General features: G+C 50.2%; 16 protein-coding genes and 1 pseudogene. 9 read left to right on the forward strand and 8 right to left on the reverse strand.

The window, feature by feature from the left end:
- Positions 1–28: 28 nt before the first annotated feature.
- Complete coding sequence (gene uvrA, locus BLX24_RS23430) at positions 29–2,965, reverse strand: excinuclease ABC subunit UvrA (protein ID WP_071505645.1); 2,937 nt, start codon at positions 2,963–2,965, stop codon at positions 29–31.
- 124 nt (positions 2,966–3,089) lie between these two features.
- Between uvrA and BLX24_RS23435 the strand changes: the two genes are divergently transcribed.
- From BLX24_RS23435 to BLX24_RS23460, 6 genes are all read left to right on the forward strand, one after another.
- Positions 3,090–3,719: an MgtC/SapB family protein gene (locus BLX24_RS23435; protein WP_071505646.1), complete on the forward strand. Its 630-nt coding sequence runs from the start codon at positions 3,090–3,092 to the stop codon at positions 3,717–3,719.
- 169 nt (positions 3,720–3,888) lie between these two features.
- Positions 3,889–4,518, forward strand: a complete 630-nt coding sequence (locus BLX24_RS23440; protein WP_071505647.1) for a hypothetical protein — start codon at positions 3,889–3,891, stop codon at positions 4,516–4,518.
- A 469-nt stretch (positions 4,519–4,987) separates the two neighbouring features.
- Entirely contained in the window at positions 4,988–6,424 is a 1,437-nt protein-coding gene (locus BLX24_RS23445) for an MBOAT family O-acyltransferase (protein WP_071505648.1), read from the forward strand.
- A gap of 50 nt (positions 6,425–6,474) precedes the next feature.
- The gene (locus tag BLX24_RS23450; RefSeq protein WP_071505649.1) at positions 6,475–7,584 is read left to right on the forward strand and encodes an alginate O-acetyltransferase AlgX-related protein; all 1,110 of its coding nucleotides are present in this window, start codon (positions 6,475–6,477) and stop codon (positions 7,582–7,584) included.
- Between the two features lie 69 nt (positions 7,585–7,653).
- The gene (locus tag BLX24_RS23455) at positions 7,654–8,763 is read left to right on the forward strand and encodes an alginate O-acetyltransferase AlgX-related protein (RefSeq protein WP_071505650.1); all 1,110 of its coding nucleotides are present in this window, start codon (positions 7,654–7,656) and stop codon (positions 8,761–8,763) included.
- A gap of 409 nt (positions 8,764–9,172) precedes the next feature.
- A complete protein-coding gene (locus tag BLX24_RS23460; RefSeq protein WP_071505651.1) occupies positions 9,173–11,740 on the forward strand; it encodes a TonB-dependent receptor in 2,568 nt (855 codons plus the stop codon).
- 84 nt (positions 11,741–11,824) lie between these two features.
- On the opposite strand, the gene BLX24_RS23465 is transcribed toward BLX24_RS23460, so the two are convergent.
- The 4 genes from BLX24_RS23465 to BLX24_RS23480 form a co-directional block, all read right to left on the reverse strand.
- Positions 11,825–12,283 carry a pPIWI_RE_Z domain-containing protein gene (locus BLX24_RS23465; RefSeq protein ID WP_229201881.1) on the reverse strand — a complete coding sequence of 153 codons (459 nt, stop codon included), beginning with the start codon at positions 12,281–12,283 and terminating at the stop codon, positions 11,825–11,827.
- A 470-nt stretch (positions 12,284–12,753) separates the two neighbouring features.
- Positions 12,754–13,002, reverse strand: coding sequence for a hypothetical protein (locus tag BLX24_RS23470; protein WP_071505653.1), 249 nt, complete (start codon positions 13,000–13,002; stop codon positions 12,754–12,756).
- A 59-nt stretch (positions 13,003–13,061) separates the two neighbouring features.
- Positions 13,062–14,435, reverse strand: a complete 1,374-nt coding sequence (locus BLX24_RS23475) for an ADP-ribose polymerase (protein WP_071505654.1) — start codon at positions 14,433–14,435, stop codon at positions 13,062–13,064.
- A gap of 82 nt (positions 14,436–14,517) precedes the next feature.
- The gene (locus BLX24_RS23480; RefSeq protein ID WP_143092774.1) at positions 14,518–14,967 is read right to left on the reverse strand and encodes a pPIWI_RE_Z domain-containing protein; all 450 of its coding nucleotides are present in this window, start codon (positions 14,965–14,967) and stop codon (positions 14,518–14,520) included.
- Positions 14,968–15,209: 242 nt separating this feature from the next.
- Here BLX24_RS23480 and BLX24_RS23485 point away from each other — a divergent pair, with 242 nt between their 5' ends.
- Both BLX24_RS23485 and BLX24_RS23490 read left to right on the forward strand, forming a co-directional pair.
- Complete coding sequence (locus BLX24_RS23485) at positions 15,210–15,605, forward strand: DUF3828 domain-containing protein (protein WP_177225903.1); 396 nt, start codon at positions 15,210–15,212, stop codon at positions 15,603–15,605.
- 256 nt (positions 15,606–15,861) lie between these two features.
- Positions 15,862–16,896, forward strand: a complete 1,035-nt coding sequence (locus BLX24_RS23490) for a helix-turn-helix transcriptional regulator (RefSeq protein ID WP_071505657.1) — start codon at positions 15,862–15,864, stop codon at positions 16,894–16,896.
- 68 nt (positions 16,897–16,964) lie between these two features.
- Here the strand turns inward: BLX24_RS23490 and BLX24_RS23495 are convergent, their stop codons facing one another.
- The 3 genes from BLX24_RS23495 to BLX24_RS23505 all read right to left on the reverse strand — a co-directional run bounded on the left by BLX24_RS23495 (position 16,965) and on the right by BLX24_RS23505 (position 21,865).
- Positions 16,965–18,740 carry a TIM-barrel domain-containing protein gene (locus tag BLX24_RS23495; protein ID WP_071505658.1) on the reverse strand — a complete coding sequence of 592 codons (1,776 nt, stop codon included), beginning with the start codon at positions 18,738–18,740 and terminating at the stop codon, positions 16,965–16,967.
- A gap of 2 nt (positions 18,741–18,742) precedes the next feature.
- A complete protein-coding gene (locus BLX24_RS23500) occupies positions 18,743–20,050 on the reverse strand; it encodes a CehA/McbA family metallohydrolase domain-containing protein (RefSeq protein WP_071505659.1) in 1,308 nt (435 codons plus the stop codon).
- 204 nt (positions 20,051–20,254) lie between these two features.
- Complete coding sequence (locus BLX24_RS23505) at positions 20,255–21,865, reverse strand: GMC family oxidoreductase (protein WP_071505660.1); 1,611 nt, start codon at positions 21,863–21,865, stop codon at positions 20,255–20,257.
- 306 nt (positions 21,866–22,171) lie between these two features.
- On the opposite strand from BLX24_RS23505, the pseudogene BLX24_RS34080 reads away from it, so the two are divergent.
- Positions 22,172–22,504: pseudogene (locus tag BLX24_RS34080) on the forward strand (lamin tail domain-containing protein); the annotation flags it as partial.
- Positions 22,505–22,843 lie beyond the last annotated feature (339 nt).

A 22,843-nucleotide genomic window follows, 5' to 3' on the forward strand; every position in this document is an offset into this window, starting at 1 on the left:
GTATCCAGTATCCAGCATCCAGTACTAATCAAAGCTTTCCGCGTAAGAAATCGGCGGTAAAATTCTGGCCTTCGGGCAGTTGGGTCATCTGTTCGGGTGTACCGGTAAAGGTAATGTACCCACCAGCGTCGCCGCCTTCGGGGCCCAGATCGATGATGTAATCCGCACTTTTGATGATCTCGGTATTGTGTTCGATGATAATCACCGAATCGCCCTGATCGACCAGCGCATTAATGGCTTTCAGCAGTTTACGGATATCGTGGAAATGCAGACCCGTGGTTGGTTCGTCGAAAATAAACAGGGTCTGCCCTTTGTTGGCGTTGCCCTTACTCAGGAATGAGGCCAGTTTAACCCGCTGCGCCTCACCACCCGATAAGGTGTTGGCCGATTGCCCCAGTCCGATATAGCCCAGTCCGACTTCCTGCAGCGGCATCAGCTTATCCGCCATTTTGGGCTCGTTTTCGCGGAAAAAAGCGATGGCTTCGTCGACAGTCATGTCGAGCATATCCGACACGTTTTTACCCGCCAGCGTTACCTCCAGCACTTCCTGTTTGAACCGGCGTCCGTTACAGCCTTCGCATTTGAGGTAAATGTCGGCCATAAACTGCATTTCGACTTTTACCTCGCCTTCGCCCTGACACACCTCACAGCGGCCACCTTCCACGTTGAACGAAAAATGAGAGGGTTTGTAGCCCCGCGCTTTCGACAGCGGCTGCTCAGCCATAACCTGCCGCAGGTAGTCATAAGCCTTGATGTAAGTGACCGGGTTCGACCGGGACGATTTACCGATCGGGTTCTGGTCAATCATTTCAATGGCCTTAATCAGGTCCACACTGCCTTCCAGTTCGGTAAACTTACCGGCTTCTTCGGCCGCCTCACCTTTCAGCCGGCTCAGGGCCGGATATAATACCTTGCGGATCAGGGTACTTTTGCCGGAACCCGATACGCCGGTTACGACCGTGAGCGTATTGAGCGGAAAGCGTACATCAACATCTTTCAGGTTATTTTCGGAAGCGCCTTTCAGAGTAATATAATTCACCGGACTCCGGCGAAACGATGGGGTCGCAATGGTATCGCGACCTGTCAGGAAGTTGATCGTATGCGATGCCCGCCCCGGACTGTCCGTACCGGTTTGGTCTGCATCGTCCATGATGTCCTGCCAGGTACCCTGGAACATAAGCTGACCACCGTGTACACCGGCATCGGGGCCAATGTCGATCAGCTGATCGGCCGCCCGCATCATTTCTTCCTCATGTTCAACAACAATCACGGTGTTGCCCATGTCGCGCAGCGATTCGAGCACACTGACGAGCCGTTGTGTGTCGCGCGGATGGAGGCCGATGCTCGGTTCGTCGAGAATATACATCGAACCCACCAGTGCCGAACCAAGAGACGTGGCCAGCTTAATACGCTGGTATTCCCCGCCGGACAGGCTGTTGGTGAGCCGGTTCAGCGTCAGATAACCAAGGCCTACGCGCTCCATGTAATCAAGCCGGTTCCGGATCTCGATCAGGATCCGGGTAGCTACCTGCTTCTGACCTTCAGGCAGGTCAAGTTCACGGAAATAGGTGCCGACACGACCGATCGGCATCAGCACCAGGTCGGTAATCGAAACATGTTCCTTTTCCAGTGCCGGGGTTCCCGGCAACTTTACATAACTGGCATCTTTCCGCAGCCGCGAGCCACGGCATTCAGGGCAGGTTGTTTTGCCGCGATACCGCGACAGCATAACGCGGTACTGTACCTTAAAGGTCTGACTTTCTACGTAGTCGAAAAATGCATTCAGGCCGCTGAAGTATTTGTTGCCTGTCCAGAGCACTTCTTTTTCCTGCTCATTCAGGTCGCGGTAGGGCCGGTGAATCGGGAAATCAAAGCGGATGCCGTTCCGGAGCAGCGGACGTAGCCATTCGTCGCTCATTTTCTCACTGCGCCACGGCGCAATGGCGCCTTCGAACACCGAGAGGCTTTTGTCAGGAAAGACCAGATCGGGGTCAATACCCAGGACCTTGCCGAAACCGTCGCAACGGCGGCAGGCCCCGTACGGGTTATTAAAGGTGAACAGGTTGACGCTTGGTTCCTCAAACTGGATGCCGTCAAGCTCGAATTTATCGGAAAAGACCCGCGATTCAACGCCCATGATGTCAACCTGGCAAACGCCGTCGCCTTCGTTAAAAGCGGTCTGGACCGAGTCCGAAAAGCGGTACTGGTTGTCTTCGTCGGGTTTGCCTTCGTCATCAAACCGGACCGTACTGCGGTCGATGAGTACGGAGATCTCCGGTGCCTGCGACCGGATGTCGGCCAGAGCAATCTGTTGCTCCTCCAGCATCATGAAGCCGGCTTCCAGAATTTCTTCCAGAAAAATCATTTTCTCGTCAATCACGATCCGGGTATAGCCCTTCTGAAGCAGGATTTTAAGCTCATCGGCCAGGGTGCGGCCTTCACGGATCCGGAGCGGAGCCATCACCATCACACGCTGTCCGGCAGGAAAGGTGTAGAGGTAATTCACGACACTGGTAACCGTATCTTTCCGGACGGGTTGCCCCGATACCGGCGAATAGGTAATGCCGACCCGTGCGAAAAGCAGCTTCAGATAGTCATAAATTTCGGTCGTCGTTCCAACCGTTGACCGTGGATTCCGACTCGTTACTTTTTGTTCGATGGCAATAGCCGGCGATACGCCCTTGATGTATTCGACCTCGGGTTTTTCCATGCGGCCCAGAAACTGCCGTGCATACGAACTCAGGCTTTCGACATACATACGTTGTCCCTCGGCAAAAAGGGTATCGAATGCCAGCGACGATTTGCCCGAACCGGACAAACCCGTTATAACAACGAGTTTGTTACGCGGGATGGCAACGTCTATATTTTTTAGATTGTGTACCTTCGCTCCCTTAATGATAATATGGCTCTTGGGATCAAGGTGATCTATGCCGGTAGGTGTAAGATTCTCGACAGCAGAATTCATTCAGTGAAATTAACAAACTGTATCTTAAGACTAACGGTTTTCAGGCGAAAAGGGTTTCTGACGGGCAAGGACATTTAGTGGGAAAATGGCTGATCCCGGAACCTGTTTTGTAACATGTCTGGCAATGGAATTTTATACAGAAGACTTTATCCGGCTGAGCTTGGCCGTATTGATCGGGGGGCTTGTTGGGGCCGAGCGTGAGTACCACGGTAAATCGGCCGGTTTCCGGACCATGATTATGATCTGCGTCGGATCGGCGCTCTTTACGCTGGCCTCGGAGCGGATCGGCAACAGCGGTGACCGGATTGCCGCCAACATCGTAAATGGCATCGGCTTTCTGGGCGCCGGTATTATTTTTAAGGAAGACAGCCGGGTCCGGGGACTGACGACGGCCGCTACCGTCTGGGGAATCGGGGCGCTGGGCATGTGTCTGGGCGCGGGTGAGTATGGCATTGCCATCATTGGCTCCGTTTTTATGGTGTGCGCCCTGTTGTTGCTGACGCAGGCCTCCAGATGGATCAGCCGGGTGAATCAGGTGCGGGATTACCGGATTGTAACGCCGTTTCGTCACAAAACCCTGATGCAGTACGAGAATTTTTTCAGAGAATGCGGGTTGTCGCCACACCGCGGCACCCAACAGCGTATAGGTAATGAGATAAGCGGCCACTGGCGTGTACATGGCCCTGAAAAAGCCCATGAGAAATGCATTAAACGGCTCCTGAGCGACCCCGAAGTCAAGGAGGTTGATTTTTAAAAGGGGCATGAGGCTAAGAGCATAGGGCGTAGTGAGTAGAGTGTTAGGGCATAGAGCGTAGGTTTCATAGTACAGCACGCAGCACTATGCTCCATGCCCTGTGCTTCGGGCGCTAAAAAAGAACTTTTTTCGTTTGTATTTAGTAATTATTTCGTCGTAACAGTTCATTATGAGACATATTGGTAAACTTCTGCTGCTGACCTCATTACTGACCAGCAGTCTGGCATTCGGACAGATCACCGCAGACCCCGAAGAACGGGGAGAACGAGGTGCTCAGGATCCGTTAAGATCGCGTACACCTGAAGGCAATCCGTTGCCGTTTATGCAGCGCCTGCGCTTTGGCGGGGGCATCAGCGGCTTGTCTATCGGTAATCCGTTCAGCATTGGTGTATCGCCGGTGGTAGCCTATCAGGCCTCTGAGCGGGCCGTGCTCGGTGTAGGGGTCAATTATGTATACACACGCCTTAAATTGTACGATTCGGCCGGACAGCGTTATAATTTTACGGCAAACCAGTATGGGGGGCGTGTATTCGGGATGTATGAAATCGTGCCGAAAATTATTCCGAACCTGTATGCACACGGTGAGCTGGAAAGCATCAGCGTGCAGGATAACTACAGCGGAGCCGGTTTGCCGGTGAACCGGACGTGGATCGCCAGCCCGCTGGTAGGCGTAACCTATTCGCAGCGTATCGGGCGGCTGGCGGGCATTAACCTGTCGGCTTTGTATAATCTGAATTATACCACTAGTTCCACTCAGGTGTACGGAAGTCCCTGGGTCTTACGAATTTCGTTTTTCTGATTTTTAGCGGGCCGCTATTACTCTACTCACGAGGGGGCGCTTTAACGGCAGAGAGTCTTAAAAGATATGTGTCGTTAAAGCGCCCTTCATTTGATAGTATATATTGTTACGATTTTGCTATATTGTATACAGAAAGTTGGCGTATAGGCATACTGGTAAATTAATTATACCGCTCTGGTGCATTTTTTATTGAATGAGATTAATGGTCAGCCCGGCAACTCGATTTTTTTTTATCTTTGCATGAGCCTGTAGATACATAAAAGAGCTGGTTTTGTGATCCAAAATTCAGCTTTTTTACTTTTATGTCGTCCCACCTACATTCTCCGGATAGTATGTAAACATTCGCTTTTATCATTTTTGAAGGTACATTTTCTGTGTTCTGCCTGTGCCGCTCGATCAAAAGACGCTTGAGTTGATTGCTGCATTTCGGGAATTACATAGATTTGTCTAAAATTCTTCATATAAGAATATGTTATTTAGTTCGGCTCTGTTTCTGTTTTTGTACCTGCCTGTTTTTTTGATAATTTACTTTATATTACCTGGACGTTGGAAAGCTATAAATCTTCGGAATGCGTTTTTATTTATTGCCAGCTTAATATTTTATGCCTGGGGTGAAGGTTTGATTGTGCTGATATTGTTGCTTTCGGCATTTATTAATTTTATTGCTGGCAAACTGATCGAAAAGGGGAACCGGAAGGGTGGGTTATGGCTCTCATTACTAGGGAGTTTATCACTTTTATTTTGTTTTAAGTATACCAATTTCACATTTGATACTATTCAGAGTTTGGCTGTTGCCTTACATTTACCGGTTTCCGGCAGTGTTCATCTGGCGCAAATAGCATTACCCATCGGAATTAGTTTTTATACGTTTCAGGGTATTTCTTATACACTTGATATTTATTGGGGCCGGATTCGGGCAAACAAAAGTTTTCTTGATTATGGCACCTATGTTGCCATGTTTCCGCACCAGATTGCCGGTCCGATTGTACGTTATGCTGATATTGCACCTGAACTGGACGAACGGGTAGTAACAATTGAAAAATTTGGTGTAGGAGTAGAGCGTTTTATTATTGGATTAGCTAAAAAGATGTTGTTAGCTAATACATTTGCTGTCATTGCAGATAAAATATTTGGAGTAAACCTGAACCAGATTTCTACCGCCACCGCCTGGTTAGGTATTGTGTCATACAGCCTGCAAATTTATTTTGACTTTTCAGGATACTCGGATATGGCCATTGGGTTAGGCAAAATGGTTGGCTTCGATTTTAAAGAAAATTTTAATTATCCATATATTTCCCGTTCTATTCAGGAATTTTGGCGTCGATGGCATATTTCGCTTTCAAGCTGGTTTCGTGATTATGTATATATTCCGTTAGGAGGAAATCGGGGAGGAGAGTTTAAAACATATAGAAACCTGTTAATTGTTTTTTTTGTGACAGGGCTTTGGCACGGAGCCAGCTGGAATTTTATTGTTTGGGGAGTTTTTCACGGTTTATTTTTGCTGATTGAGCGGGCTGGGTTAGGCAGACGACTTGAGCGGATATGGCCTGTTTTCGCTCATGCTTATACGCTACTTATTGTCTTGATCGGATGGGTCTTTTTCCGGGCGGAAAATCTGACAGTTGCAATAGCATACTTAGAAAAAATGGCCGGGCTGCTACCCTCGAAAGAAACTATAGCCTACCCAGTCTCGTATTTTCTGACAGATGAAAACCTCGTAACGTTTATTATTAGCTTCATTGTTGCTACTCCGGTTTATTTTGTATTTCATAGTCGTTGGCAGAAATTACCTGCTTTGTATCTCAGAGAAATACTCTATTCATGTATGCTGTTCGGCCTTTTTATTTTGTCCGTAATGTACATGGCGGCTGACACGTACAATCCGTTTATCTACTTCAGATTTTAATTTTTTTTACCGAGGCTTGGTTATTTTGTTTTTTTATTAGAAATTATCATATGAGAATTTTAAGATTTTTCATATTGTCTATAGGGTTTTCATTGTGTATTATATTTCCGGTTTTAGAACAGGGATTAGATATTACAAACAAATATCAAAGTACAGAAAAGAGACGACTTGCCAGCGTTCCTCTTTTCAACTTATCAGACCCAAAACGTTTCGTACGGGAGTTCAAAAAATACTATAGCGAGAATTTTGGGGGGCGAAACATTCTTTTTTATTTGTATAGTTTAGGGAAATATCGCTTATTACATCAGGCATCATTACCAGAAAAAGTGGTTGTCGGCAAAAATGGCTGGTTTTATGCTGGTAATAGTTTCAATTATACGGTTGATAATCATCGCGGCATGGCTCCTTTGTCAAAAGCGATAATGGAAAAAATTAAAAATCGTTTACAAAGCTACCAACGAGAACTTAGAAGCCAAGGAATCCACATGTATCTGATGATTGCTCCTGATTCATACACCATTTATCCTGAAAATGTACCTGATCATTTAAAGCTTAATGAATGTGGAACTCAAATGGATCAGCTGGAAACATATCTGATTCAACATTCTTCTATACAATTAGTCAATGTAAGAGACACACTTATGACTGCTAAAACCCATGCAGAAATATATTATAAAACGGATACACATTGGAATAATTTAGGTGCTTTAATTGCATCGCTAACGCTCGCCAAACGCCTGCGGCAGGATTTTCCGTCTATACCAAAAGTCAGCTCTTCAGAATATACCCTGCAGAAATATACAGGATCAGGTGGGGATTTAGTTACAATGATAGCCTTGAATAATGATATTCAGGATCCTAATTATTATGACATAATGTTGCCAGCCAGACTGAATGCAAGGCAGATAAATAGTATTCCGAACGCTGAAGGAGGGCTGCCGTCTTCTCAGTTTGCCTTGTCAAATCCTCGATTACCTAAAATGTTACTTTTCGGAGATTCGTTTAGTTACAGTATGAACCGGCTTATTTCTGGTTTTTTTCGGGAAACATTACTCTGCCCTCATAAAACTGTTGATCTTAAGTTGATAAGGCATGAAAAACCAGATATTGTAGTAATTGAGATAGTAGAACGTAATCTGAATGAGCTAGCTCGTTTATGAAACATTAACTAAATTCGCCATTCGAAAAATGTAAGTTACTTGATAAAGCTAATAGTCAAGTCTAATCGGATGTCATCACCTCGTTTTACCATACTGGCGTTTGGCTTTGCTGCCCTGCTGATCATGCCAGTGGCCGATCAGTTGCTGGGGCTGTCAAATGCGTTTAAAAGTACCGAAAATCGCCGGACAGGCGGGATGCCTGTATTGCACTTTCCGCATGTCAATACCTTTATCCGGCAGTTCGATCAGTATTACAAAGAGAACTTTGGCTGGCGGAATGCGTTGTTCTACGCCTATAGCCGCTGGAAATACCGGCTGCTGGGCGAATCGCCGTTGCCCGAAAAAGTAGTTGTTGGTAAAAACGGCTGGCACTATCTGGGCAACAGCTACAACAACGTCGTCGATCAGCACCGGAACCTGTACCCGCTGTCGGCCGACTCGGCGCGGATCATTACCAGCCGTCTGCTGACCTATCAGCGCGATCTGGCCAAACAGGGCATCCGGTTTTATGTGATGATTGCCCCCGACTCGCACTCGATCTATCCTGAAAATCTGCCGGACAACGTCGCCGCCTCAGCGGCACCGTCGCGGCTGGATGTGTTTAAACAGTACCTGACGAGCCATACAACGATCCCGCTGGTCGACATCCGTGATACACTGATTGCGGCGAAAAAAGATCATGTGGTCTATTACCAGACCGACACCCATTGGAACGATTACGGGACACTCATTGGGTGTGCCGCCCTGCTGAACCGCATTCGCCAGGATATGCCGGCGATCCCCGTACCGTTTACAGGCAATTATGCCATTAAACAGATGCGTGGTGCCGGTGGCGATTTGGTGCAGATGCTGACGTTGCAGGAAGAAGTGAAAGACTCGGTTTTCTACGAAATTAAACCGGCGCCGGTAGTTTCCTCCACGCAAACTGCCACGGTTCCGAATGATGAATACGGATTTCCGTCGCTACGCTTTGTCGGGACCGCCCCCGACCGCCCTAAATTGCTTTTTATCGGGGATTCATTCAGCCATAGCATGACCCAGTTTCTGCCCGGCTACTTCCGGGAAGCCTATTTTGTCCGCAGCAGCCACCTGAACCCCGCCCTGGTACAGACCGAAAAACCCGACATCGTCGTGGTCGAAATCGTCGAACGCAATATCAGTTGGTTAAAAGCCCTGTAGAGACGCAACATTTTGCGTCTCATGTTGCGCCAGCTATTGCGGTCTCATGTTGCGCCAGCTATTGCGTCTCATGTTGTGTCAGCAGGCTCTATGGGGCATTCCTTCGCAAAATCTTACGCACGCGGAGCCGCAATATTTTGCGGCTCTACGCTTAAATAATTGTAATTATTCAAGAAAATGACCACTTTTTATCTTTTTTCCTGATATCGATTTGGATAAAAGGTATTGAGGGCATTTAATTTGCAGAAATCTATAAAAATCATAGATTAAAAGCACTAAAACCCTATCTAGTACCAGGAGTATTAGGAGAATAGGTAGGGCAATTAGACTAACAAAAATCCACTCTAAAAGAATATTAATTCTATAGAGCTTGTATTTGTCACTGAGAATTTTGGAGAAAATTACCTTTATGCGACAATTTTTAACATCACTTGCGTTACTGGGGGTTTTGCTGACACCCTTGTTTTTATCGGCACAGAATGCGCCGGTAATTAATGCTACGGTTAGCGGTAAAATTGTGGATGCCCGCACCAAAGAACAACTGATCGGAGCAACCGTCACTATCAAAGGAACCACCAATGGCAGTACAACCGATCAGGACGGACAGTTTAAACTCATTACCGGCCAGAAACTACCGTTTACAGTAGTCATATCCTTTGTTGGCTTTCAGACGAAAGAGGTAATCATCAATGAAAGTAATACGGTAATTCAGCTTTCAGAAGGCACAAACCAGCTCGATGACGTGGTCATTACGTCACGCCGTCGGCAGGAATCATCGCAGGATGTACCGATTCCGATTTCTGTCATTGGCGGTACACGGGCCGAAGATGCCGGTGCCTTTAACGTAAACCGGCTGAAAGAACTGGTGCCAACCGTTCAGCTGTATGCATCAAATGCCCGGAATACGACCCTGAACATCCGTGGCCTGGGCTCAACCTACGGGTTAACCAATGACGGCATTGACCCCGGCGTTGGGTTTTACGTAGACGGGGTTTACTTTGCCCGTCCGGCCGCCACGGCACTTGATTTTGTTGATATTGAGCAGGTTGAAGTATTGCGTGGGCCACAAGGTACGCTGTTCGGTAAAAATACAACGGCCGGTGCCTTTAACATTACTACCCGCGCTGCCGCGTTCACCCCTGGCGGAAGCTTTGAACTGAGTTATGGGAACTATGGCTTTCTACAGGCAAAAGGCTCGTTAACAGGGCCCCTGAGCAAAAAACTGGCGGCCCGGGTATCGTTTACCGGTACTCAACGCAACGGAACATTTTACAACGTTCATACACAACAGCGGATCAACGACATCAACAACATCGGTTTCCGTGGCCAACTTCTTTATACGCCGACAGAAAACGTTAAAATCACCCTTATCGGTGACGTGTCTGACCAGAAGCCAAATGGTTATGGCTGGCCGGTTGCGGGTGTAGTGCCTACAAAACGAGCCGCTTATCGTCAGTTCAACGCCATTATTGCCGATCTGGGTTATAAACTCCCTTATTCGAGTGCTTTTGAACGCATTGTTGATCTGGATACGCCGTCGAAGGCAGATAACCAGCTGGGTGGTGTATCGGTTAATGCTGACATTAAAATCGGTGGCGGAACACTGACCTCAACATCAGCCTGGCGCTACTGGCACTGGACTCCGCTCAATGATCGTGATTACATTGGTCTGCCGGTGTTTACCATTTCGGCCGGTAACTCCATCCATGATCAGTGGTCGCAGGAGATCCGGTATGCGGGTCGTGTGTCGCCACGCCTGAGCGGTGTTGTAGGCGTATTCGGCCTTTGGCAGGATCTGAAATCGGATCCGGTGCAGACCGAAGAAGCAGGTTCGGCGCAGTGGCGTTTTGCCCAGAGTTCGACTAGTGCCCTCTGGAAAACACCGGGCCTGTTCGATAACTTCGGCATCCGGACAACCAACCGGATTCGTAGTACCAGTCTGGCGGTATTTGGCCAGGCCGACTGGGCAATCACCAGCCGTATCCACCTGTTGCCTGGCGTCCGCTACAACTACGATAAGAAGATTGCCAACTATAGCCGCCAGACTTACGGCGGTCTGCAAACCACTGACCCCGCTCTGGTTGCCTTGAAAAATGCTGTTTATACCAATCAGGCGTTCGACACAGAAGTAGATGGCGGCAATTTCTCGGGTCAGCTGACGCTGCAATACAAGGCCACTAATGCCATTAATGCATTTGGTACCTTTTCGGTAAGCTACAAGCCGGTTGGAGTAAACATTGGTGGTTTGCCGACGGCGAGCGGTCAGGTACTGCTGGATCTGGCGAAGGTAAAACCTGAGTTTGTGACGCACCGGGAGCTGGGCCTCAAAACAAAACCATCGCCAAATTCGGTACTGAACCTGACCTTCCATTACACCGATATCAAAGATTACCAGACACAGGTCCAGACACCGGAACCGGGTGTGAACCGTGGTTACCTGGCCAATGCGGAGAAGGTACGGGTACTGGGCGTTGAGCTGGACGGCAATATCCGTGTGGCCAATCGTCTGACGCTGAATGCAGCAGTAGCGTATACTGACGGCAAATATGTGTCCTTTAAAAATGCGCCGGTGCCGCTGGAAGAGACCGGTGGAGAGCAGGCATTCAAAGATGTGTCGGGTGGTGTATTGCCCGGTATCTCGAAATGGTCGGGTTCGGTTGGCGGCGAAGTAACCGCCCGTGGCAACCTGATCAGTCTGAAAGGTAATTATTTCTTCGGTGTAGATGGTTTCTACCGGTCATCGTTCTCATCGAGTCCGTCACCATCGAAATACCTGAATATTGATGGCTATAGCCTCGTCAACAGTCGTTTAGGTTTCCGGGCATCGAATGGGGTAACCATCTTTGTGTGGGGGCGTAACCTGTTTAATGTCAACTACTATGAGCAGTTGCTGGCTGCGCCGGGCAGTGCCGGTCACTATGCCGGTATCGTCGGTGACCCGCGTACCTACGGCGTTACGCTGCGTTACGCGTTTTAACCTGTACCACGGAATGATATTCTGTGCCGCACAGGCTTTTATGGCCTGACGGTCCACGGAATATCATTCCGTGGTACAGGTTTATTATACCAGCAAGGCTCTGCGAAGCAGGGCAAGGCGCTCGCGGAGGGAATAGCTGCTGATTTCGGTGTTCAGGCCGCTGAACGGATGCACCGAGAACAGCCGCGCTTCCGGCGAAAGCGTACCGTATTTCTGAAGGGCGTTCTGCCACACAAGACGATTCTGATAGGGCGCCAGTAACACACGCACACGCTGCAGATAACTGTGTTGGCGGGGTGTCCAGACCGGACGGTTCCGGTAGGCCGAGCCTTCGCCGGTTAACAGGTCCGGCAGTGATTCGGCCGGCGCATAAGGCATCAGTTCTGAAAGTACATATAAGCCTAGTTCTACGTTCAGCATCCGGTTTGCTAACTGACCCGGCAGGTTATACCGGTAGCGCAGACTAAAGGCCATCGGCTCCTGCCAACGCAGCAGGTTTGCCGTGTATGAGTAAGGATTTGTGGCATTTACGGAAGTTGGCATGACGTTCATAGGGTTGTTGTTTACTGTACATAACAAAGATGCAACCCCATAAACGTAATCTTTTTACGTTCTTCTGAAAATAGTCAGAAAATTCTTACTTTTTTTTCGGCAAGTCGCTCAATATTAGCCACGAAGACGGGAAGACGGGAAGCAGCACGAAGTTTTTTTATAACCACAAAGAGAGAAAGGCGGGAAGGAGCACGAAGGTGTTTTCTGTGAAATTATGCTTTATGTGTTTCCTGTATCCGGAATTATTTAATCTTTGTGCGGCTTCTTATCTTCCTTTCTTCGTGGTTAAAAATCCTTTGTAACGCTTCCCGTCTTTGTGGTTAAATCCTCATAAACGAAAACCCCCGGCCAGACACTGACCGGGGGTTGTTAGTTAGAACCAAACTACCGTAATTATCTGAAAACGGAATACTATCCGCAATGCTCCTCAATCCGGCCATCACCGGCGGCCGCGCCGTGTTTTATTGGGCCATCAGTCGCAGGCTGGGGAAATAATAGACCCGGAACGATCCGTTGTCGTTAACCGACCAGCCTTCGCGCCGGGCAACGTCGAAGAGGCACTCAGAGACGTCGGACTGATATACTTCATAACCGCGTTGACGCAGATAGAGCTTCACGCCAAGCGTGGTGGTGCTGCCTTCTGCCAGAATCAGGGTGGTGGCCGCCATTCGAACGGCTTGTTTGTCGATTTTCTTCAGTCCAGCTTTCATCGGAAAGAAATACGCACGAGTGCGATTAATTAGGTTTCGAATACGTTGTTGCCAATTCATTATAGCTTAATTCTGACCATGTAGCGCACGGTGCACTGCGCCTGGTTATACACGATATACTCATTCTTCAGCAGGCTGATACCCCGGCGGGCAAATACTGAATCGTAGCGCCGGTTGATCTTGTGTAACGCTTCCTGATCCAGGGACATATGCCACAATTCGTGCTGAGTCAGTTCGAGTTGTTCACCGACATGGACTTCATAAATAGCCAGGTAGCCTTCACGCTGGTTGCCCCGTGCCCACGTGGCTCCGTGGAGTGAGGTGTAGTTGAGCGATTTACTGAACTGGTCGGCGAAATAGATGCCATAACCAAACATTTTGCCCGTGATCACAGCGCTGGCCGGTCGCAGTACCAGTCCGTTTTTCAGAATCGACATCCAGTTTTCGGAGCGGCTGCCGTGCCAGAGCAACTGCGTTTTCGGGTTATGGCTCTGGCCAACGTGGGCATCAAACGCGGTTTGGGTCAGCTCCTGACGAACGCTGAACGCCGCATCGAATTTGTCGGCATCGGTGCCCATCATGCGCTTGATGAGTGTAATTACCCGATCGTCGGTGACCGGAGCAACGGTCAGGTTAAGGCTGGCCAGCAGGTCTTTGGGCGCTTCGTCGGGGCCTGCCTGCTGCTCGTTCATTTCCACCTGGCCGCGCATGACATCCAGCGTATCCTGTTCGCCCGATACCTGGTTGTGCAACTGCTGAAGCGCGTCCTTGTCCGTGGGTTTGATCTTCAGCAGGTGGTCATTAACTTTTCCCATCTTGCGCGGAATGATCTTGAAGAGCTCAATCAGTCTGGCGTTGAATACCTGCGGATCGAGATCCTGCCGGAGCATCGCTGCCAGTTCATCGAGAATCTCCTGGGCCCGCTCTACCTGCTTGCGCGTTACCTGATCGGCCGTCACCACGTAGTTCTGCGAGATAGACCGGTTGGCCAGTTCCATCAGCCGGCTGATCAGGCCCCGAACGGCATCGTCTTTAATACTGCCGGCATCGGTCGACGGCCCCTGCACGGCAAATAGGTGGGTCTGGTCGACATAACCCTTGGCTACTTTTTCCCGGAATTTTTTATCCCACTGATTTATCGGGTAAGTCGCTACGGCTTTTGACCCGCCGATCCGGCCATATTCGACCGTAAACGTACCGTCGGCCTGCTCACGCATTTCATAGTATTTGTTGTTGTTTTCGGCCGTTACCATAATCAGCTTGCTGACGCGCAGAACGGGTTTCCGGCTGACACTGGCTGCCTGCTGCGGGGTCAGGGTAGAGGACACCGTAGCCGCGACCGACGCTGCCGGTACGGTAACTGTCTGGATGGTTTTCAGGGCGTCGGCCGGATTGATCCAGTCTTTAACGCGTTGAATAACAGAGCCAAGCATAGGGTTTGTGTGGTTGGTTATGGCTTGATTTTGGGCGTTTTGTGCAGGGGGCAGGCTAATGCGGTACATTGTGTTCGGGCGATTAGTCAAACAAACGTTTCAGGGTAAAGATGCGGTTGCGGCTGAAGCCGACTTTTTTGGTCGAGAACCGTGCCCGGTCCTGGCTGATATCATACGCCTGCAGGTGTTCCGGCAGGTTGGCATAGCGCTCAAGCTGGCTTTGCCACAGGGCCGGCTGCATAAACTGGCCGATCAGCAGGCGGGCGCGGTTGAGGTAACGAAGTTGTTTCGCTGTCCAGACAGGCCGGACAACGTCGGAGGGTGTGGTGGTGGTCAGCAGACCAGGGAGTATAGCCGGAGAAGCTGTCGGGGTAAGTTCTGCCAGTAAGTAAAGGCCAAGTTCAACGGCCATGAGCTGGTTGGCCGATAAGCTGGCGGGTTTACGGTGCGGCCGTGTTTCGGCTGAACCAGTTGACCGGCCCATAACCGGGCTGGCGGGTAACGATGATCGGAGTTGGAATGAGGTGTTCATGCGCTTTGTTGTTTAGCATTCAGTTTACGTGTTGTCCTTGGTGATACAAAGATTCACCCACAAGAACGTAATCTTTTTATGTTCTTCTTTTTTTCTGAATTTTTTACTCAGAAAATATTTTTCCGCTCTTTTTCTGCATATTTCCGGTCTAAAGCCTAAGCCGTATGTATACACGTTTTATTGCCCTCATAATCTGTTGGTTAGGGTGCGTTAGTGCCTTTTCGCAAGTACAGCCAACCCCTGTGCAAACGCCGGAATCGGTTGTTAAAGACCTTTACAAACACCACGATCAGGACCAAAGTCCGTTTTTTCAGACCAGGAGCCGCGCATCGGTTGATACTTATTTTGTCAGAAAACTGGCCGATCTGATCTGGAAAGATGTGGTGTCGCACCAGGATGAAGTCGGCGCCATCGGAGCCGATCCGCTGTATAATGCGCAGGATACCGACATTAAAAACCGGTCTTTCGGCAAGGCCGCCATCCAGAACGGACTGGCCACGGTTACGGTGTCGTTCGAAAATTTCGGAGAGAAACAGAAGGTGCAGTTCCTGCTGCGGCAGGAAAAGGAGCGCTGGAAAATTGAAAATATTAAATACGCCGACGGCAGCTCGCTCATGGGCTGGCTGACGGCCAACTAACCCATAGGCATCCTGAAAAAGAAAGCGCTGCTTCAACGGAGGCAGCGCTTTCTTGGCGTTCATGGGTATCTGTTGTTTACTGATGGAACAAAGGTACAGGAGCAAAAACGTAATCTTTTTACGTTCTTCTTTTCAGGAGATAATTTTTTTAGTAAAATTGTAGCAATAGTATACCTGAGCGAGGGATTGATGTCATGCCCATTAAGCGCAATAACGGGTCGCTCATTCACTCTATCGCTCATTCACTCATTCGCCCATGCCCATTACCCGATCTGCCTTTCAGCGTTACCGCCTGATTGATGAGTTGATCAGTCAGTATCCAAAGCAGTTTTCCAAACAGCGGTTGTTCGAGATCTGCCGCGATAAATGCGGCATCCGTTCGGTGTCGTCGCTTGAAAAAGACATACAGCGATTGCGGGAGGACCACGACGCGCCGATTGCCTATGATAAAAGAAGAGACGGTTATTACTACACCGATCCACAGTTCAGGCTCCTGACACTGATGCTGAACCCCGACGACATGGAGGCGCTTGACTATGCGCGCGAAGTGTTGGCCGCGACACAGGGCGATTCGGTAGCCGACGAACTCAGTAACGCCTTGCAGAAAGTACGCCAAAGCCTCGACATTATCCGCGAGGTGAAAACGGATACGCCTACGCGGCGGGTTGTTTATGTCGAAGAGCGCATACTGGGCGGCAACCGGCATTTCGTACCTGTCCTGATCCGGGCTGTGAACCAGAACCGGCAGGTGGCCTTCCGCTACAGTAAGTACGATAACAACGACCCGAAGGCGGTTCAGGAAAAAGAGTTACCCCGCTTGCGGGCCCTGCACCCGATTTTGCTGCGGGAGGTCTGGGATAGCTGGTATGTGATTGGTTATGATGAAAAAACGGGGCAGGAGCGGACCTTTGCGCTCGACCGGATGAGCGATCTGGAAATTCTGGATGAGCCCTGTAACGTACCCGAATCCATCATGAACAACGTCAGTGAGTTGTTTAACCATATTTACGGCATTACCGACAGCAGTGGCCCGGTAGAAGATATTGTTCTGTCGTTCACGCCGTTGCGGGGGCGTTATGTCAAGGCCAAACCCATTCACCAGACGCAGGAAGTGCTCAGCGATACCGATGAGGCCTGTGTCGTCCGGCTGCGGCTGGCTCCCAACCGTGACCTGATGATGCACCTGCGCAGCTACGGTGAAGACCTGACCGTGTTGCAACCAGCCAGCCTGGCAAAGGCCATCGCAGATTCGTTCAGGGCGGCGCTGGCGCATTATAACGTTTACGTTTAACCACGGAGAACACGGAGGTTTGCACCGAGGACACAGAGGTTTATTCTGCTCTTTTTGTCCGCTGTGATTTATAAGAAGATTTTATAGCTTCCCTGCGCATAGGTGCGGGTTTTGATGATCAGTTTCTTTTGCGCGGACAGATACTGGTACTCATCGTTGCGGAGCAGGTGACCGTCGCAGATAAGTTTAACGGGTGGTTTGTCGAGATGGATGCGAAGAATATGCGGTTGCTTTTTACCCGTAAACTGTATGCGTATGGTATTGCCTTGTTGCCCAACCGCCAGCGATAGGGGTTCCTGCGTTTTGGTGTCGTAGGTGGTGAAGGCAGTGTTGCCCTTCGGATACACCAGCCACGTCAGGTAACCTGCCGACAGACTGTCGCCCAGCCCCGTGTAGGCGCGTTTGACCGATAGCGGAATCACGGCTCCTTCCCGGATAAACACCGGAAACTGCGCCAGCGGGAAGTCGCGGGTCAGGGTCTGCCCGCCGTCCAGTAGCTTGCCGTCGTCGAACCAGTACCGCCACTGACCGGCCGGCAGCGTCACTGTATTGGTCAAATCATCTTTGTAAACCGGAGCGACTAACAGGTGATCGCCAAACAAATAATGGTATTTGCCGTCGACGGGGCGTTGCAGGACAGGCCCTCCCTTATGCCCCGATACCACGTAACTGTACATATACGGAATCAGCTCGGTGTGCAGCCACGCATAGGTCCGGATAATTCCGAGTTCCTGACGGCTGCGTTTCCAGAGGGCCCGTTCGCCGTGGCCACCGTTCAGAAACAGCCCGCAAAAGGCCGAAAACTGCGCCCAGCGGATATACAGCCGTGGCGGAATGCTGTCGCCGGAAAAACCGGCAATGTCGGAGCCAATGATATTGTAGCCGAGGGCCGCGCTTTTCAGAATACTTTGGATCGCCGATTCGAACCCTTGTACACCGCCGAGGGCAATGTCTTTTCCGGATGCTTCCCCGCCACCGGCGCGGGCCGGTGTCTGCCAGTAGTGCTTCTGGTCGCCCACCCAGTTGACGGGCGAGGCATCAATCGGGGCAAAGCCTTCGGGGTGGAACCCACGGTCCATCGCCCGCGCCAGGGTCACAAATTCCGGATTCTGCGTAAGGCCGTGTTTGTATTCATCGCGGTAGTAGTGATCCATGTACTGCCGTGTGGTCATCCAGCCACCGGCGGTTTTCTGGTATAAAAAGGGCAGCGGGCCAAACTGTTGCCGGAAAAGGGTACCGGTGCCGTCGAGTTTCCAGCCGTCAATACCGAAGTCGAAAACCTGTTGTTGCAGGCCCCGCCACCAACGCATCGCCTCCGGACTGGTGTAGTCGATAAAGCCGCCTTTGCCTTTCCACCATTTAATCTGTTCGCCGTTCCCGGCCAGGTAGCCCTTTGCTTTCGCCTCCTCAAACCAGGGCCCCGACTCCTGCATTCTGGTGTCCTTGCTGTACCTGTTAACCATCGACGTCATCCAGAGCACAACGCGGTAGCCTTTATCCTGTAAGCCGGTAAACCATCGTTTGGGTGACGGATAACGGCTGGTATCGACGGTGAAATCATTGTATCGGAGGCTCCACGGGCTGTCAATCAGGATGGTCCGGACCGGAATATCGTGGGCGGCATAACCGGCCAGCAACGAGTCGACATAGCCTGCGGTATTCCGGTCATCCTCCCAAAGCCAGCATTCGAGCGCCCATGCCGGAGTCAGGGGCGGATGGCCGTGGCGCTGCTGATTGAAGGGAATGCCCCAGAACGGCAGGATGAAATAAACGTAGCCCAAAACGGTCAGGCCGACGAGGGTCAGGCCCAGTATTTTTCCGATTTTCTTCAGCCGTTTTTTCATAATCAGTAGACGTAAATCGGGTTGGTATAGACCCACGGAACCCATTTGTCGCCGAGGTGTACGCGTGCGACAAGGCGGTAGTTGCCGGCCGTTACAGGCTTAGAATACGCATAATCGTAAGCATTTTCTTTGCGGTCAATCTGCTTGCCGTTGCGGAAAAGTTCGAATGTGACGGGATACGGCGAAACCGCTTTGAGCCTGCTGACTGATGTTGCTTTGACGGAGTCGCCCATGATTGCATTCAGCTGGCTGCGGGCATCGGTGCTGTAAAAGCCAAAGCCTTTTGCCTTTGCCAGATTTTCGAAAGAAATGTAGGCATGGCCCTTCACGAGACCGTTTTTCAGGGCACGGCTCGACAGCGTATCGCAGAAAATGTGGGTATTAATGAAGTTAAAGGAGTGAAAATAAGTGTCGAGTTCGGCTTTGTAGGCCCAGCCGGCCGCGTCGGGTTTGCCCAGTAATAGCTTTTCCAGCAAACCCGGTTTGACAATACGCATCGTTTTGGCGTTTGAGCCTACCCATTCCACCATGCCGTCTTTGGTGTAGCGGGCGCGGATACTTTGGTTGTTATGGGCATCGGCGGCGCCCATACCGACAATCCGGCGGTGTTGATTGAGGGAGTCCCAGCGGGCGAGAATTGCCGTCTGTTCATCGTACAGCTCGCGGTAGCCCCAGTGTTTGAACCGCCCGCTGTTGACCATACTATTCAGCACAAACGGCAGAATACCGCTTTTTTCGTCGATCAGGTCGGTGTGGATGTTATAAATTTCCATTGCCTGATAGTCGGGATTTCCCCAATCGTGGGGCTCTTCGGTATGGACATACAGCACCAGCCCGCCCGGCTCCACCACGCTCCGGATAACGGTATCCAGACTCTGCTTCCAGTTAATAACCGTCGGGCGCAGGGGCGTAACCATCAGGCCGTCGGATTCGGTACCGGACTCCACAATCAGCCCGTCGAAGGTGCCGTGGTAGGCGCGGGGGAAAGTGTCGAGGGGTGCCCGTTTGTGGTCGGAGAAAAAGAGAAAATCGAGTTGTGCCTGTTTTGCCGCCGGGACGATTTCCGAAAGCACACCACGGCTGTCGTGCGACCAGTAGCAGTGAGCATGCAATACGCCTTGGTAATCAGGTAGTGGGATGGGATGCTGCGGTTTCCGGTACTGTTGCCATAGCGCCTCGCGGTCAGCTTCGAGCGTGGGGTAGGTGACAAAATGATTCCAGAGCGGTTCTGCCAGCAGATATCCGGCGACGATCAGGAGGAGAATAAACAGGACCTTCAGGATACGGAAAAAAACGCGCAGGAGTTTCATAAATAACTTCCGGCCAGCGGATTACTAACCTGCATCTACTACGGGAAAACGGGGCAAAGGGGCTATCTTTTTTGTATTATGAGTACTTTCAATAGCCAAAGCAACATGTCTGTCGTCCCGACAGGAGGACTGGGTCGCCGTTGCGCAGATCTTATCGCATTCTACGTCCAGAGATCCCTCCTGCGTCGGGATGACAAAAGTTGATTATTTTTTTATTAAATCTGCCGCTTTTTCGGCGATCATGATGACGGGCGCGTTGGTGTTGCCCGAGACGATGGTCGGCATGATGGATGCGTCAACCACACGCAGCCCGCCGATGCCATGGACCCGCAGTTCGGGATCGACGACGGCCAGCTCGTCGGTGCCCATTTTGCACGTCCCGACAGGGTGGTAAAGTGCCTCAGTCAGCCGCTGTACGTGGTGCCACAGGTCATCGTCGGATACGCGTTTGGGCGGCATAATGACTTTTTTGCGGTACTGACTGAAGGCGTCAGCTTCGATGATGTCGAGGGCTTTCCGGATGCCCTTAAGCATCATCCGCCGGTCGTCTTCGTGGCTGTAGAAATTCGGCTGAATCAGGGGGGCATCCAGCGGACTTGCCGAACGCAGCCCGACACAGCCACGGCTTTTGGGTTTTAGCAGGATTGGCAGAATGCTGAAGCCATCGGTGCGGGGCAGCGTGTTGATGTCGTACAGATTAGCTTTGTAATCGCTGCCGAGGTGGAGGGGAGCAAAATGGAACTGGAAATCGACGCGGTCGTCCGGCGCTTCGAGGTTGATGAAGGCATTGGCTTCGAGCGGGCTACAGGTGAGCGGCCCGCTTTTGGTTATTGCATACCGGATAAATGACGAAAGCTGGCCCCAGGGCGTCAGGAAACGGTTGGTGGATACGGGTTGTGAGGCCAGTGCGCTGACACCGGTAAACGCATGGTCCTGCAGGTTTTTACCGACGCCCGGCAACGCATGTTTTACCTGAATGCCGTACTGACGCAACGTATGGGCAGGACCGACACCGGACAGCAGCAAAATATGCGGCGACTGAAATGCCCCGGCCGACAGGATCACTTCGCGGTTGGCATAGGCTTTTTCGGTCGCATGTTTACCCGTAAAAAACTCAACGCCAACGGCTCTGTCTTTGTCGAGTAATACTTGTTTGGTCATGGCGTTGGTGACCACTTTCAAATTCGGTCGGGTGAGCACTGGTTTCAGAAAAGCAGTTGCAGTACTTTGACGTTTGCCGTCTTTGATGGTAAACTGGAGTAGTCCGGCGCCATTCTGCCCGGGGCCGTTGGGGTCATGGTTGAGCGGAATACCGGTTTGCTGACAGGCATTGACAAAGGCGCCGGCGAGCGGCGTCCGGAAGCGGGTCGCATAGCCTACCGACAGTGGCCCGTCGGTACCATGATAGGCAGGGTCAAGCTGAGCCGCCTGCTGATTGTGCTCGGAACGGATAAAATACGGAAGTACGTCGTCGTAGCGCCAGCCCGTGTTACCGGCTCTTGCCCAGTCATTGTAGTCCTCGCGATTCCCCCGGACATAGGCCATGGCATTGGTAGAACTGCTGCCGCCCAGCGTTTTTCCGCGGGGCAGGTAAATTCGGGTACCGTTGAGTGCGGCCTGGGGTTCGCTCCAGAATCCCCAGTCGACGGCGGAGCGGTGTAGTTTCGCATAGCCCGCCGGTATATGGATTTCCATTTTTGTATCCGGTCCGCCAGCTTCGAGCAATAGTACGGTCGTAGCAGGATTTTCAGAAAGCCGGTTCGCCAATACACAACCGGCCGAACCCGCTCCCACAATGATATAGTCAAAACGCATAGTCAGATGGGTAGAAAAAATAGGATTATGAAGATATATTTTTTTGTTATTCACCGGTTATTCCTCAGCGTTTTTTCGTTTGAGAAACTATAATAAAAAATGATAGACTCTTTATTTGCTAGAGTAGGTGTGGTAACTTTATTTTATATATTGGTTTTGTAAAAATGTTACTTTTTATTGTTTTTAATAATTATTGTTATGCGTATTACTTAAATATTAAGTGAAAGTTAGCTTTTAATAGTACTATGATAACATCTGAATTACTGGAATATACGTAGTTTTGTCTAAGTTAAACCGAATAACTTCATGACAACACGTCTATACAGGCAATTTTGGATTATTTTAGTATTTATTGTTTTTCTGGGCGGAGGGAGCGCTTGGGGGCAGATTGTAATCAGTCAGGTATATGGAGGCGGCGGGAACTCAGGCGCAACGTATCGAAATGATTTTGTTGAGTTATTTAACCGTGGAGCTTATCCGGTCAATATAAGTGGTTGGTCTGTTCAGTATACATCATCCAATGGAACTACATGGACTGCAAAAACTGACTTACCCAACATAACTATTCCGGTTGGAGGATACTTGTTAGTTTCAGGAGCTTCAAATAATACTACTGTTGGCGCTTCTTTGCCTGCAATAGACGTAAACGGGAATATGAATTTAAGTGCAACAGATGGAAAAGTTGCATTAGTTAGTACAACAAATGCCTTGAGTGGAGCATGTCCATCCGGAGCTACAATAGTTGATTTTGTTGGATATGGAAGTACTACAACATGTTTTGAAGGAACTGCTTCCGCTTCTGCTCCAAGTGCTACCAGCGCTATCTTAAGGGCTTCTAATGGGTGTATTGATAATAATAATAATACGGCAGATTTTGCTAAGGGAGCACCTAATCCCCGAAATTCATCAACTGCTGTAAGTCTTTGTATAACTACGCCTACGCTCACGGCTACACCGTCAGCGCTTACAGGAAATAAT

The organism is Arsenicibacter rosenii, assembly GCF_001870735.1.
GTDB lineage: Bacteria > Bacteroidota > Bacteroidia > Cytophagales > Spirosomataceae > Arsenicibacter > Arsenicibacter rosenii.